Origin of the sequence: Pseudomonas sp. R28(2017) (genome assembly GCF_002112505.1) — a bacterium.
GTDB lineage: Bacteria > Pseudomonadota > Gammaproteobacteria > Pseudomonadales > Pseudomonadaceae > Aquipseudomonas.
On sequence record NZ_NEHW01000017.1, the window covers coordinates 59,931 to 73,990 of the forward strand.

At 65.3% G+C, this 14,060-nt stretch carries 8 protein-coding genes; 6 read left to right on the top strand and 2 right to left on the bottom strand.

Annotated elements, in window-relative coordinates:
* Positions 1-287 precede the first annotated feature (287 nt).
* The 5 genes from CAF78_RS24195 to CAF78_RS24215 all read left to right on the top strand — a co-directional run bounded on the left by CAF78_RS24195 (position 288) and on the right by CAF78_RS24215 (position 11,588).
* Entirely contained in the window at positions 288-1,598 is a 1,311-nt protein-coding gene (locus CAF78_RS24195; RefSeq protein ID WP_085678865.1) for an MdtA/MuxA family multidrug efflux RND transporter periplasmic adaptor subunit, read from the top strand.
* Positions 1,595-4,693, top strand: coding sequence for an MdtB/MuxB family multidrug efflux RND transporter permease subunit (locus CAF78_RS24200; RefSeq protein WP_085678868.1), 3,099 nt, complete (start codon positions 1,595-1,597; stop codon positions 4,691-4,693). The genes CAF78_RS24195 and CAF78_RS24200 overlap by 4 nt, the downstream gene beginning before the upstream one ends.
* Positions 4,690-7,797, top strand: coding sequence for an efflux RND transporter permease subunit (locus tag CAF78_RS24205; protein ID WP_085678871.1), 3,108 nt, complete (start codon positions 4,690-4,692; stop codon positions 7,795-7,797). The genes CAF78_RS24200 and CAF78_RS24205 overlap by 4 nt, the downstream gene beginning before the upstream one ends.
* Positions 7,794-9,281, top strand: coding sequence for an efflux transporter outer membrane subunit (locus tag CAF78_RS24210; protein WP_085678874.1), 1,488 nt, complete (start codon positions 7,794-7,796; stop codon positions 9,279-9,281). The genes CAF78_RS24205 and CAF78_RS24210 overlap by 4 nt, the downstream gene beginning before the upstream one ends.
* 219 nt (positions 9,282-9,500) lie before the next feature.
* The gene (locus CAF78_RS24215) at positions 9,501-11,588 is read left to right on the top strand and encodes a bifunctional diguanylate cyclase/phosphodiesterase (protein WP_085678877.1); all 2,088 of its coding nucleotides are present in this window, start codon (positions 9,501-9,503) and stop codon (positions 11,586-11,588) included.
* Here the strand turns inward: CAF78_RS24215 and CAF78_RS24220 are convergent.
* The gene (locus CAF78_RS24220) at positions 11,585-11,845 is read right to left on the bottom strand and encodes a DUF1652 domain-containing protein (protein ID WP_085678880.1); all 261 of its coding nucleotides are present in this window, start codon (positions 11,843-11,845) and stop codon (positions 11,585-11,587) included. The two genes, CAF78_RS24215 and CAF78_RS24220, sit on opposite strands and share 4 nt — an antisense overlap.
* Before the next feature lie 295 nt (positions 11,846-12,140).
* Between CAF78_RS24220 and CAF78_RS24225 the strand changes: the two genes are divergently transcribed.
* Positions 12,141-13,370: a pyridoxal phosphate-dependent aminotransferase gene (locus CAF78_RS24225; RefSeq protein ID WP_085678883.1), complete on the top strand. Its 1,230-nt coding sequence runs from the start codon at positions 12,141-12,143 to the stop codon at positions 13,368-13,370.
* On the opposite strand, the gene CAF78_RS24230 is transcribed toward CAF78_RS24225, so the two are convergent.
* Positions 13,296-13,943: a DUF1345 domain-containing protein gene (locus CAF78_RS24230; protein WP_085678886.1), complete on the bottom strand. Its 648-nt coding sequence runs from the start codon at positions 13,941-13,943 to the stop codon at positions 13,296-13,298. The two genes, CAF78_RS24225 and CAF78_RS24230, sit on opposite strands and share 75 nt — an antisense overlap.
* Positions 13,944-14,060: the final 117 nt, after the last annotated feature.

Consider the following 14,060-nt stretch of genomic DNA (forward strand, 5'->3'; position numbering starts at 1 on the left):
CGCTCCCACAGGTACGGCGCAGCCCATGAGACCTGCGATATCCCTGTAGGAGCGGGCGTGCCCGCGATAGGGCCGGGGCAGGTAAAGGAACTCTTCTGCCTGGCTCCTCTCAAAGCAACACCCTGTAACGGCCCGGAACCCTTTCCGGGCCGTTTTCATTTAAAGTTCAACCTTTTGGCAACGTCAGGCAAAGGTAAACCTCTGGTAAAGAGCCTTTGCTATACCGGTGCCAGTGCTTATCGTTCAACCTCCCAAGCCGCCATTTCTGAACAAGGTTCGTTCAACCCATGCAAGTGTCCAATTCCCGATCCCCTCGTCGCTGGCTCGTCGGCCTGCTGATCCTGCTGCTGGTGGCCCTGCTGGCCTGGTGGCTGTGGCCCGCGGCAACGCCTGCCCACAAAGCGGCTGGTGGAGGGCGCGGCGGCAAAGGCGTGGGCATGGGCATGGGCGGCCGGCCGGGTTTCGGCGGCTCCACCGACCCGGTGCCGGTGCGCGTCGAGCCGGTGCGCGTGGGTGACTTCCCGCTCTACTACAAGGCCCTGGGCACGGTCACCGCGACCAACACGGTGAATGTGCGCAGCCGGGTGGCAGGCGAACTGGTGAAAATCCTCTTCAAGGAGGGCCAGCAGGTCAAGGCTGGCGACCTGCTCGCCGAAATCGACCCGCGCCCTTACCGCATCGCCCTGCAGCAGGCCGAAGGCACCCTGGCGCAGAACCAGGCGCAACTGAAGAACGCCCAGGTCGACCTGGCGCGCTATAAAGGCCTGTACGCCCAGGACAGCATCGCCAAACAGACCCTCGACACCGCAGAGGCCCAGGTCGCGCAGTTCCAGGGGCTGGTCAAGACCAACCAGGCCCAGGTCAACGATGCCCGCCTGAACCTCGACTTCACCCAGATCCGTGCGCCGATCAACGGCCGCGTGGGGCTGCGCCAGCTCGACCTGGGCAACCTGGTGGCGGCCAACGACACCACCGCCCTGGTGGTGATCACCCAGACCGAGCCGATCACTGTGGCCTTCACCTTGCCCGAAACCGAGCTGACCACCGTGCTCGAGCGTTACCGCAGCGGCGCCAGCCTGCCCGTCGAGGCCTGGGACCGCAGCGACAGCAAGCTGCAGTCTACCGGCGTACTGGGCAGCATCGACAACCAGATCGACACCACCACCGGCACCCTGAAGTTCAAGGGCCGCTTCGAGAACAAGGACCTGGCGCTGTTCCCCAACCAGTTCGTCAACGTGCGCCTGCTGGCCGACACCCTCAAGCAGGTGGTGATGGCCCCGGCAGCGGCCGTGCAGTTCGGCAACGACGGCACCTTCGCCTATGTGGTCAACGAACAGAGCACTGTCAACATCCGCAAGCTCAAGGTCGGTGCCAGCGATGGCCAGAACAGTGTCATCCTCGACGGGCTCAAGGCCGGCGACCGCCTGGTGCTGGAAGGCACCGACCGCCTGCGCGAAGGCACCAAGGTCGAGGTGGTCGAGGACAGCTCGCAAGTGCCGACCACCCCAGGCCAGCACCTGCAGGGCCAGGACGCCAAGGGTTCGGCCCAGGCCGATGAAGCGCCTTCCGGCAAAGCGGCAGCCAAGGCGGGCGCATGAACCTGTCACGGCTGTTCATCCTCCGCCCGGTCGCTACCACGCTGACCATGCTGGCCATCGTCCTGGCCGGCCTGATCGCCTACAAGCTGCTGCCGGTGTCGGCCTTGCCCCAGGTCGATTACCCGACCATCCGCGTCATGACCTTGTACACCGGCGCCAGCCCGCAGGTGATGACCAGCGCGGTGACCGCCCCGCTGGAGCGCCAGTTCGGCCAGATGCCGGGCCTCGAACAGATGGCCTCGACCAGTTCCGGCGGCGCCTCGGTGCTGACCCTGCGCTTCAGCCTGGACATGAACATGGACGTTGCCGAGCAACAGGTGCAGGCCGCGATCAACGCCGCCAGCAACCTGCTGCCCACTGACCTGCCAGCGCCACCGGTGTACAACAAGGTCAACCCGGCCGACACCCCGGTGCTGACCCTGGCCATTTCCAGCAAGACCATGCCGCTGCCCAAGCTCAACGACCTGGTCGACACCCGCGTGGCGCAGAAGCTCGCGCAGATCAGTGGCGTGGGCATGGTCAGCATCGCCGGCGGCCAGCGCCAGGCGGTGCGGATCAAGGTCAACGTCGATGCGCTGGCCGCCAACGGCCTCAACCTCGAAGACGTGCGCACCCTGATCGGCGCGTCCAATGTCAACCAGCCGAAGGGCAACTTCGACGGCCCGACCCGGGTGTCGATGCTCGATGCCAACGACCAGCTGCGTTCGCCCGAGGAATACGCCAACCTCATCCTTGCCTACAACAATGGCGCGCCGCTGCGCCTGAAGGACGTCGCCGAAATCGTCGACGGTGCCGAAAACGAACGCCTGGCCGCCTGGGCCAACCAGAACCAGGCCGTGCTGCTGAACATCCAGCGCCAGCCCGGTGCCAATGTCATCGAAGTGGTCGACCGCATCAAGGCGCTGTTGCCATCGATCACCGACAACCTGCCGGCCGGCCTCGACGTGTCGGTGCTCACCGACCGCACCCAGACCATCCGCGCCGCGGTCAAGGACGTGCAGCATGAGCTGCTGATCGCCATCGTGCTGGTGGTGATGGTCACCTTCGTGTTCCTGCGCCGTTTCAGCGCCACCATCATCCCCTCGATCGCCGTGCCGCTGTCGCTGATCGGCACCTTTGGCGTGATGTACCTGGCCGGCTTCTCGGTCAACAACCTGACGCTCATGGCCCTGACCATCGCCACCGGCTTCGTGGTCGACGACGCCATCGTCATGCTCGAGAACATCTCGCGCCACATCGAGGAAGGCGAGACCCCGCTGCAGGCGGCGCTCAAGGGCGCCAGGCAGATCGGCTTCACCCTGATCTCGCTGACGTTCTCGCTGATCGCCGTACTGATCCCGTTGCTGTTCATGGCAGATGTGGTCGGCCGGCTGTTCCGCGAATTCGCCATCACCCTGGCGGTGGCGATCCTGATTTCCCTGGTGGTGTCGCTGACCCTGACGCCGATGATGTGCGCGCGCCTGCTCAAGCGCGAGCCCAGGGAAGAAGAGCAGGGCCGCTTCTACCGCGCCAGCGGTGCCTGGATCGACTGGATGATCGAGCACTACGGCCGTGGCCTGCAGTGGGTGCTCAAGCACCAGCCGCTGACCCTGCTGGTGGCCGTGGCCACCCTGGCACTCACCGTGCTGCTGTACATGGTGGTGCCCAAGGGCTTCTTCCCGGTGCAGGACACCGGGGTGATCCAGGGTATTTCCGAGGCACCGCAGTCCACCTCGTTCGCGGCCATGAGCGAGCGCCAGCAGGCCCTGAGCAAGATCATCCTGCAGGACCCGGCAGTGCAGAGCCTGTCGTCCTACATCGGTGTCGACGGCGACAACGCCACGCTCAACAGTGGCCGCCTGCTGATCAACCTCAAGCCCCACGGCGAGCGTGATGTCACCGCCGGTGACGTGATCAGCCGCCTGCAGCCGCAACTCGACAAACTGGTCGGTATCCGCCTGTTCATGCAGCCAGTGCAGGACCTGAGTATCGAGGACCGGGTCAGCCGCACCCAGTACCAGTTCAGCCTGTCGTCGCCCGATGCCGACCTGCTGGCACAGTGGAGCGGCAAGCTGGTGCAGGCCCTGCAGCAGCGCCCGGAGCTGCAGGACGTCGCCAGTGACCTGCAAGACAAGGGCCTGCAGGTGTACCTGGTGATCGACCGTGACATGGCCAGCCGCCTGGGCATCACCGTGTCGCAGATCACCAACGCCCTGTACGACGCCTTCGGCCAGCGGCAGATCTCCACCATCTACACCCAGGCCAGCCAGTACCGCGTGGTGCTGCAGTCACAGGATGCGGCGGTGATCGGCCCGCAGGCGCTGGAATCGATCCACGTCAAGGCCACCGATGGCGGCCAGGTGCGGCTGTCGGCGCTGGCGCGCATCGAGCAGCGCCAGGCGCAGCTGGCCATTTCGCACATCGGCCAGTTCCCGGCGGTGACCCTGTCGTTCAACCTGGCCCATGGTGCGTCGCTGGGCGAGGCGGTCAAGGTGATCGAGCAGGTGCAGCAGGACATCGGCATGCCGCTTGGCGTGCAGACCCGCTTCCAGGGCGCCGCCGAAGCCTTCCAGGCCTCGCTGTCGAGCACCTTGCTGCTGATCCTGGCGGCGGTGGTGACCATGTATATCGTGCTGGGTGTGCTCTACGAGAGCTACATCCACCCGGTGACCATCCTCTCGACCTTGCCGTCGGCGGCGGTCGGCGCCTTGCTGGCGCTGATCCTCAGCGGCAACGACCTGGGCATGATCGCGATCATCGGCATCATCCTGCTGATCGGCATCGTCAAGAAGAACGCGATCATGATGATCGACTTTGCCCTCGAGGCCGAGCGCAACCAGGGCATGAGCCCGCAGGATGCGATCTACCAGGCGGCGCTGCTGCGTTTCCGGCCGATCCTGATGACCACCCTGGCCGCGCTGTTCGGCGCCGTGCCGCTGATGCTGGCCACCGGCTCCGGTGCCGAGCTGCGCCAGCCGTTGGGCCTGGTGATGGTCGGCGGCCTGCTGGTCAGCCAGGTGCTGACGCTGTTCACCACGCCGGTCATCTACCTGTACTTCGACCGCCTGGCCCGCCGCTGGCGCCCGGCCGCTGACGCGCAGCAGGCCGAGGCATGAACCTGTCCGGTCCTTTCATCCGCCGGCCCGTGGCGACCATGCTGCTGAGCCTGGCGATCATGCTGCTGGGCGGCGTCAGCTTCGGCCTGCTGCCGGTCTCGCCGTTGCCGCAGATGGACTTCCCGGTGATCGTCGTGCAAGCCAACCTGTCCGGCGCCAGCCCCGAGGTCATGGCCGCCACCGTGGCCACGCCGCTGGAGCGCAAGCTCGGTAGCATCGCCGGCGTCACCACCCTGACCAGCAGCTCCAACCAGGGCTCGACGCGGGTGATCATCGGCTTCGAGATGGGCCGCGACATCGACGGTGCGGCGCGCGAGGTGCAGGCGGCGATCAACGCCACGCGCAACCTGCTGCCCAGCGGCATGCGCAGCATGCCCACCTACAAGAAGATCAACCCGTCACAGGCACCGATCATGGTGCTCTCGCTGACCTCCAGCGTGTTGCAGAAGGGCCAGCTGTACGACCTGGCCGATACCATCCTGTCGCAGAGCCTGGCCCAGGTCAGCGGGGTAGGGGAAGTGCAGATCGGTGGCAGCTCGCTGCCGGCGGTGCGCATCGCCGTCGAGCCGCAGCTGCTCAACCAGTACAGCCTGTCGCTGGACGAGGTGCGCACGGCGGTGTCCAACGCCAACCAGCGTCGGCCCATGGGCTTTGTCGAGGACGCCCAGCGCAACTGGCAGGTGCGCGCCAATGACCAGCTGGAAACCGCCAAGGACTACGAGCCGATCGTGATCCGCCAGTCGAACGGCACCATCTTGCGCCTGTCGGACGTGGCCACCATCACCGATGGCGTCGAGAACCGCTACAACAGCGGCTTCTTCAACGACCAGAGCGCCGTGTTGCTGGTGGTCAACCGCCAGACCGGCGCCAACATCATCCAGACCGTCGACCAGATCAAGGCGCAGCTGCCGGCCCTGCAGTCGCTGCTGCCGGCCAGCGTGCAACTGAACGTGGCCATGGACCGTTCGCCGGTGATCAAGGCCACCCTCAAGGAGGCCGAGCACACCTTGCTGATCGCCGTGGTGCTGGTGATCCTGGTGGTCTACCTGTTCCTCGGCAGCCTGCGCGCCTCGCTGATCCCCAGCCTGGCGGTGCCGGTGTCGCTGGTGGGCACCTTCGCGGTGATGTACCTGTGCGGCTTCTCGCTGAACAACCTGTCGCTGATGGCGCTGATCCTGGCCACCGGCCTGGTGGTGGACGATGCCATCGTGGTGCTGGAGAACATCTCGCGGCATATCGAGGACGGCCAGCCGCCGATGCGTGCGGCGTTTCTCGGCGCCAAGGAGGTCGGTTTCACCCTGCTGTCGATGAACGTCTCGCTGGTGGCGGTGTTCGTTTCGATCCTGTTCATGGGCGGCATCGTGCGCAACCTGTTCCAGGAGTTCTCGATCACCCTGGCGGCGGCGATCATCGTCTCGTTGGTGGTGTCGCTGACCCTCACGCCGATGCTGTGCGCCCGCTGGCTCAAGCCCCACCGTGCCGAGCAGACACGCTTGCAGCGCTGGAGCGACAAGGCGCACCGGCGCATGGTCGATGCCTACGACCGCAGCCTTGGCTGGGCCTTGCGCCACAAGCGCCTGACGCTGATCAGCCTGCTGGCGACCATCGGCCTGAACATCGCCCTCTACGTGGTGGTGCCCAAGACCCTGATGCCGCAGCAGGACACCGGCCAGTTGCAAGGTTTCATCCGCGGCGACGACGGGCTGTCCTTCAGCGTCATGCAGCCAAAGATGGAAATCTACCGCCGCGCGCTGTTGGCCGACCCGGCAGTGGAGAGCGTGGCGGGTTTCATCGGCGGCAACAGCGGCACCAACAACGCCTTCGTGCTGGTGCGCCTGAAGCCCATCGCCGAGCGCAAGCTCGATGCGCAGAAGGTCATCGAGCGCCTGCGCAAGGAAATGCCCAAGGTGCCTGGCGGGCGGCTGTTCCTGATGGCCGACCAGGACCTGCAACTGGGCGGCGGTGGCCGTGACCAGACCTCCTCGCAGTACCTGTATACCCTGCAGAGCGGCGACCTGGCGGCCCTGCGCCAGTGGTTCCCCAAGGTGGTCGCGGCGTTGCGCGCGTTGCCCGAGCTGACGGCCATCGATGCCCGTGACGGCTCCGGCACCCAGCAGGTGACCCTGGTCGTCGACCGTGACCAGGCCAAGCGCCTGGGCATCGACATGGACATGATCACCGCCGTGCTCAACAACGCCTACAGCCAGCGGCAGATCTCGACCATCTACGACAGCCTCAACCAGTACCAGGTGGTGCTGGAGATCAACCCGAAATACGCCTGGGACCCAAGCACCCTGGAGCAGGTGCAGGTGATCACCAGTGACGGTGCGCGGGTGCCGCTGTCGACCATCGCCCACTATGAGAACAGCCTGGCCAATGACCGGGTCAGCCATGAAGGCCAGTTCGCCTCCGAAGACATCGCCTTCGATGTTGCCGAAGGCTACAGCCCCGACCAGGCCATGGCTGCGGTCGAGCGGGAAGTGGCCAAGCTGGGCTTGCCCGAGGAAGTGATCGCCAAGCTTGGCGGCACGGCCAGTGCGTTCGCCAAGACCCAGGAAGGGCAGCCGTTCATGATCCTCGGTGCCCTGGTGCTGGTGTACCTGGTGCTGGGCATCCTCTACGAAAGCTACATCCACCCGCTGACCATCCTGTCGACCTTGCCCTCGGCCGGTGTCGGCGCCTTGCTCGCGTTGTACGCCACTGGCGGCGAATTCAGCCTGATCTCCTTGCTGGGCCTGTTCCTGCTGATCGGCGTGGTGAAGAAGAACGCCATTCTGATGATCGACCTGGCCCTGCAGCTGGAGCGCCATCAGGGCCTGAGCCCGGAGGAGTCGATCCGCCGTGCCTGCCTGCTGCGCCTGCGGCCGATCCTGATGACCACCCTGGCTGCCATCCTGGGTGCCTTGCCGCTGCTGATCAGCCGCGCCGAAGGTGCCGAGATGCGCCAGCCGCTGGGCCTGACCATCATTGGCGGCCTGGTCGTCAGCCAGCTGCTGACCCTTTACACGACGCCGGTGGTGTACCTGTACCTGGACCGCCTGCGTCACCGATTCAACCATTGGCGCGGTGTACGCACCGACGCCGCCCTGGACACGCCGCTATGAACTTCGCCCAGACCCCACTTCACCGTGCCTTGCAGTTGCTGACCCGTGGGCGGGGCTCACGCCTGGCCGGCGCCGGGCTGTGCGTGGCCATGCTCAGCGCCTGTACCCTGAGCCCGGACTACCACCGCCCGGCGCTGAGCACGCCGGCGCAGTACAAGCAGGCCGAGGGCTGGACCCAGGCCAACCCGTCCGATGCCATCGCCCGTGGCGCCTGGTGGGAGATCTACGGCGATGCCGGGTTGAATGCGCTGGTCGAAGAACTCAACCGCAGCAACCAGACCGTTGCGCAATCGGAAGCCCAGTACCGCCAGGCCCAGGCCCTGGTGCGCAGCAGCCGGGCGTCGCTGTTCCCCAGCCTGGACCTGAGTGCCAGCAAGAACCGTTCGGCACAAGGTACCGGCAGTTCCAGTTCCAGCCTGTCCAACAACAGCAGCGGCATCCGCAACACCTACAACGCGCAGCTCGGCGTCAGTTGGGAAGTCGACCTGTGGGGCAAGCTGCGCGAGACCTTGAACGCCAACGAGGCCAGTGCCGAAGCCAGCTTCGCCGACCTGGCCGCAATCCGCCTCAGCCAGCAGTCGGAGCTTGTGCAGAACTACCTGCAGCTGCGGGTGATCGATGAGCAGAAGCGCTTGCTGGAGGCCACCGTCGCGACCTACGAGCGTTCGCTGCGGATGAACGAAAACCAGTACCGCGCCGGTGTCGCCGGCCCGGATGCGGTGGCCCAGGCACGCACCCAGCTGAAGTCCACCCAGGCCGACCTGATCGACCTGATCTGGCAGCGTGCACAGTTCGAGAACGCCATCGCCGTGTTACTCGGCAAGGCCCCGGCCGAGTTCTCCCTGGCCGACAGCAAGCGCATTCCGGCGCTGCCGCAGATCCCGGTGGCACTGCCGTCGCAACTGCTCGAACGCCGCCCCGACATCGCATCGGCCGAGCGCAATGTGATCGCCGCCAACGCCAATATCGGCGTGGCGCGTGCCGCTTACTTCCCCGACTTGAGCCTGAGCATGAGCGGCGGCTATTCCAGCAGCAGCTTCAGCAACTGGATCGAGCTGCCCAACCGCTACTGGTCGGTGGGGCCGCAACTGGCGCTGACCCTGTTCGACGCCGGCAAGCGCAGCGCCGAGGTTGACCGCACCCGGGCGGTGTATGACCAGACCGTGGCGCAGTACCGCCAGACCGTGCTCGACGGCTTCAAGGAAGTGGAGAACTTCCTGGTGCAGTTGAAGGTGTACGCCGACGAAGCCGTGGTGCGCCAGGAAGCGCTGGAAGCGGCCCGCGAGTCGTTGCGCCTGACCGAGAACCAGTACCGCGCCGGCCTGATCGGTTACCTGGATGTGGTCAACGTGCAGACCACCGCGCTCAGTAACGAGCGCAGTGCACTGACCCTGCTGGAAGGGCGCCTGGTGGCCAGCGTGCAGTTGATTGCCGCGCTTGGCGGTGGCTGGGATGCCGAACAGGCGTTTGCCCAGCAGGAGTGAACCGTGCTCAACGGCTGGCCGCTCCTACAAGATGCGAGTCAGCCGACAAGTGGCAATATGCCTTCATTTGACATTGAAAGCGCTCTATTTCAAACAATCCGAAGACCTTTTCCATTCTTTGGATCCATTCCCATTCGCACAAACCCCGTGCGTTTCGGCAAAGCTTGAGTACAATCGTCAGTTTTTTCCGGGCCCCCCTGTCCCGAGCTGGATTTTCCAATGCTGAACGGTAGTTATTCCTCCGCGCTGGTGCTTATCTCACTCTGCGTGGCCATTCTCGCCTCCTATACCGCCCTCGACCTGACCGGCCGCATCGCCACGGCCAAGGGCCGCGCCGTGCAGCTTTGGATGGGGGGAGGCGCGTTGGCCATGGGCATCGGCGTGTGGTCGATGCACTTCATCGGCATGCTCGCCTTCAGCCTGCCCATTGCCTTGGGTTATGACATTGGCCTGACCGTGTTGTCACTGCTGATTGCCGTGTTGTCCTCCGGCTTCGCCCTGTGGCTGGTAAGCCAGCCGAGCCTGCCCAAGCTGCAGCTGGCGTTCGGTGCGTTGATCATGGGCTCCGGCATCGCCTGCATGCACTACACCGGCATGGCGGCGCTGCGCATGCTGCCCGGCATCGATTATGACCCGGCCTTGTTCGGCGCTTCGCTGGCCATTGCGGTCGGCGCTTCGGCAGCCGCCTTGTGGATTGCCTTCCGCCTGCGCCAGCACACTCCGTACGTGCGCCAGGTGCGCGGCCTGGCGGCCATGGTGATGGGGGTTGCCATCGTCGGCATGCACTACACCGGCATGGCCGCGGCGAACTTTCCCGAGGGCAGCTACTGCGGCGCGTTGACCAGCGGGTTGCAGGGCGATGGCCTGGTCTATCTGGTGCTCATCACCACCCTGGCGGTGCTGGCCGTGGCCTTGCTCACCTCGGTGCTGGATGCACGCCTGGAAGCACGCACGGCAGCACTGGCCCACTCGCTTACCCTGGCCAACCAGGAGCTGACCCAGCTGGCCTTGCACGACACCTTGACCGGGCTGCCCAACCGCACGCTGTTGTCCGACCGGATCGATCAGGCGATTGGCAAGGTGGCGGAGCAGGGCGGCTGCTTTGCGCTGATGTTCATCGACCTCGATGGCTTCAAGCCGGTCAACGACGCCTTTGGTCACCATGTCGGCGACCTGTTGCTCAAGGCCGTGGCGGCGCGCCTGCGCGGGCATCTGCACAGCCAGGACACCCTGGCGCGGATCGGCGGTGACGAGTTCGTGCTGCTGGTGGAACTGCAGGAGCCGGAAGACGCCATGGATGTAGCGGTCAAGCAGGTCAACCTGGTGTCACGCGCTTTCCGCGTCGCCGAGCATGACCTGCAACTGACGGCCAGCCTGGGCATCGTGCTGTACCCCGGCAACGGCCAGGATCAGCTCGAACTGCTGCGCAACGCCGACGCTGCCATGTACCACGCCAAGAGCGCCGGCAAGAACGGCTACAGCTTCTTCGACGCGTCGATGAACAGCAATGCCCGCCAGCAGTTGCAGCTGTTGCAGGACCTGCGCACGGCCCTGGACCAGGGCCAGTTCCGCTTGCACTACCAACCCAAGTTCGACGCCCAGGCCTGCGCACCGATCGGTGCCGAAGCTTTGCTGCGCTGGGAGCACCCACAGCACGGCCTGATGCTGCCAGACCGTTTCATCGGCCTGGCGGAAAAGACCGGCCTGATCATCCCCATCGGCGAGTGGGTGCTGGATGAAGCCTGCCGGCAGATGCGCCAGTGGGTCGAACAGGGGCATGCGGACTGGCGCATGGCGGTCAACCTGTCGGCCATCCAGTTCTGCCACGCCGGCCTGGTGGACAGCGTCGCCCGGGCCTTGCGGGAGAACGGCCTGGCAGCCAATCGCCTGACCCTGGAGATTACCGAAACCACCGCCATGCACGACGCCGACGCCAGCCTGACAGTATTGCAGCGCTTGTCGGACATGGGCGTGGATTTGTCCATCGACGACTTCGGCACAGGCTATTCAAGCCTGATGTACCTCAAGCGGCTGCCGGCCAACGAGCTGAAGATCGACCGTGGTTTCGTGCGTGATCTGGAGCAGGACAGCGACGACGCGGCGATCGTCTCGGCGATCGTCGCCCTGGGCCAGGCGCTGGGCCTGCGCATCGTTGCCGAAGGGGTGGAAACCAACCGCCAGCAGGACTTCCTGACCCGCCTGGGGTGCGATTCGCTGCAAGGCTATTTGCTCGGTCAGCCGGTGCCGGCCGAGCAGTTCATGGGCAAGTTGCAGGCGTTGCGCGAGGAAAGCGAGGCGGTTGTCTAACCCGCATCGAGCAGGGTAAAGGGGGGCGCAAAGGCCTCCATCTCGGCCTCCACGGCCTCGATGATGCGTTCGACATCCGCTGCGGCCATGATCGCCGTGCAGGGAATGCCGGCGATGGCCAGCAGGGTCTCGCCAGTGGCGCGGTCAAACAAGCGTGCAACCATGCTGCGCGGTGCATCCATGCTGGCTTCGAAGCCCAGCGGATGGAAATGCCAGCGCATCACCTGGCAGGCGTTGGGGAACGTCATCTTGTTCAAGCCAGCCTCCTTGTCCTTGCCTGGACGCGGTGATTCGGTAGCCGTTCGTTCGGCGCCGGGAACCTAACCATAGCACCTGCCACAGGTAATGTTCGGGGCAAAACAAGACAAATGTATTAATGCATGACAGCAGTCACAGAGCGGTCATGCGAGCCGTCTGACGGCAAATGGCCACGCAAACGTTTTCACTGCACGAAGGCGGCATGGTCAAGGCTTTGCTCTGCTATTTTTACCCTCATTCGGCGCACAGCGTTTTCGGACGAGCGGTGCGAGCTGGGCAGACAGGGAGACAGTCATGCGTTATTCCACGCTCACCCATCGCATCGCCGGCGAAGCCGTCGCGGCGTGGGATATTCACTACCAGGCCCAGGCATTGCGCCGCGAAGGGCGCGAAATCTTCCTGCTGACGGTGGGGGACCCGGATTTCGACACGCCAGTGTCAGTGGTCGACGCTGCGATTGCCAGCCTGCAGCGCGGCGAAACCCATTACAGTGACGTGCACGGCAGCCTGGCCCTGCGCCAGGCGATTGCCCGGCGCACCGGGGCGCACGTTTCGGCCGACCAGGTGATGGTCCTGGCCGGTGCCCAGTGCGCGCTGTACGCAGTGTGCCAGTGCCTGTTCGAAGGCGGTGACGAGGTGATTGTCGCCGAGCCCATGTATGTGACCTATCAGGGCGTGCTAGGCGCCTGTGGGGCGCAGCCCGTGCAGGTTCCGGTCAGCCCGGAGCAGGGCTTTCGCCTTGACCCGATGGCGGTGGCCCGGGCGATTACCCCACGCACCCGTGGCCTGTTGCTGAACACCCCGCACAACCCGACGGGTGCCGCCATCTCGCCGCAAGACATGGCGCTGCTGGCGCAGCTGTGTCGGGAACATGACCTGTGGCTGGTGTGCGATCAGGTGTACAGCGGCTTGCTGTTCGACGGCGAACCGGCAGACCCGATGAGTCTGCCGGGCATGGCCGAGCGCTGCGTGCTGATCGACAGCGTGTCCAAGTCCCATGCCATGAGTGGTTGGCGGGTGGGTTGGGTGGTGGGCCCGCATCCCTTGATTGCACATCTGGCAACCTTGGCCATGGCGATGCTGTTCGGCTTGCCGGAGTTTGTCATGGCGGCTGTCTGCGCGGCGCTGGAGCACAACATGCCGGCTGTACGCGAGATGCGCGAGGCCTACCGGCAGCGGCGCGACCGGGTCTGCGCGGCCTTGGCGGATTGCCCGGGGGTGCTCGCCCATCGACCGGCCGGCGGCATGTTCGTCATGCTCGATATCCGTGCCACCGGGCTCAGCGCCCAGGCCTTCGCCCAGCGCCTGCTGTTGGAGGAGGGCGTGGCACTGTTGCCCGGAGATGCATTCGGCCCCAGTGCGGCGGGCCATGTGCGCATGGGGCTGGTGCTGGATGCCGAGCGCCTGGCGCAAGCCTGCCGGCGCATCGCTGCCTGCGCTGGGCGAGTGCTAGCCGAGCAGGCCTGCCGCAATATTGATGGTGAAGCCCAGAATCGCCGTGTTGAACACAAAGCCTACCAGTGAATGCGCCAGCACCACCCGGCGCATGCCGCGCCCGCCGACGCCGACATCGGAAGTCTGCACGGCAACGCTGATGGTGAACGAGAAGTAATGGAAGTCCCAGTAATCCGGGTTGCACTCACCGTCGGGGAAGCGCAGTGCCGGTGCGCTGCGCTCACCGGTGTAGAACAGGCGGGCGTAGTGCAAGCTGAAGATGCAGCCTATCAGCAGCCATGAACCGGCCACCGTCAGCCCGGTATACAGATAGTGCACGGCCAGCGCGCTGCCTTGCAGGCCGCGGCTGGAAACCAGCTGCAGGGTGACTGCGGCCAGGCTGGCGATGGCGGCGATGCACACGGTGAACAGCACCAGGCCGGCGTTTTCGTCCTCGACACGGGCGACCGTGCGCACCTTGTCGGGGCTGGCTCGCCAGCTCAGCCACAGGACCAGCAGCAGATACAGCCATACGCCCAGGTTCCAGCCGGCAAGGATGCGCTGGACAGTATCGTCGGCAGGGATCAGCCAGGCGCCAAGCACGCCGACCAGTGCGGCGATGCTCAGGCGGGGGTGGGTACGGGTCAGGCGGTGAAGAACCATGGGCGCTCGTGGGTGGGTGCTTGGTGTGAACTCTAGACCACAGATCACTTGCCAAGCCATGGGTTCGATCAAGTCGCTGGGTTTGCGGTACCATTGCGCGCCGTTGCTTCGATTCGC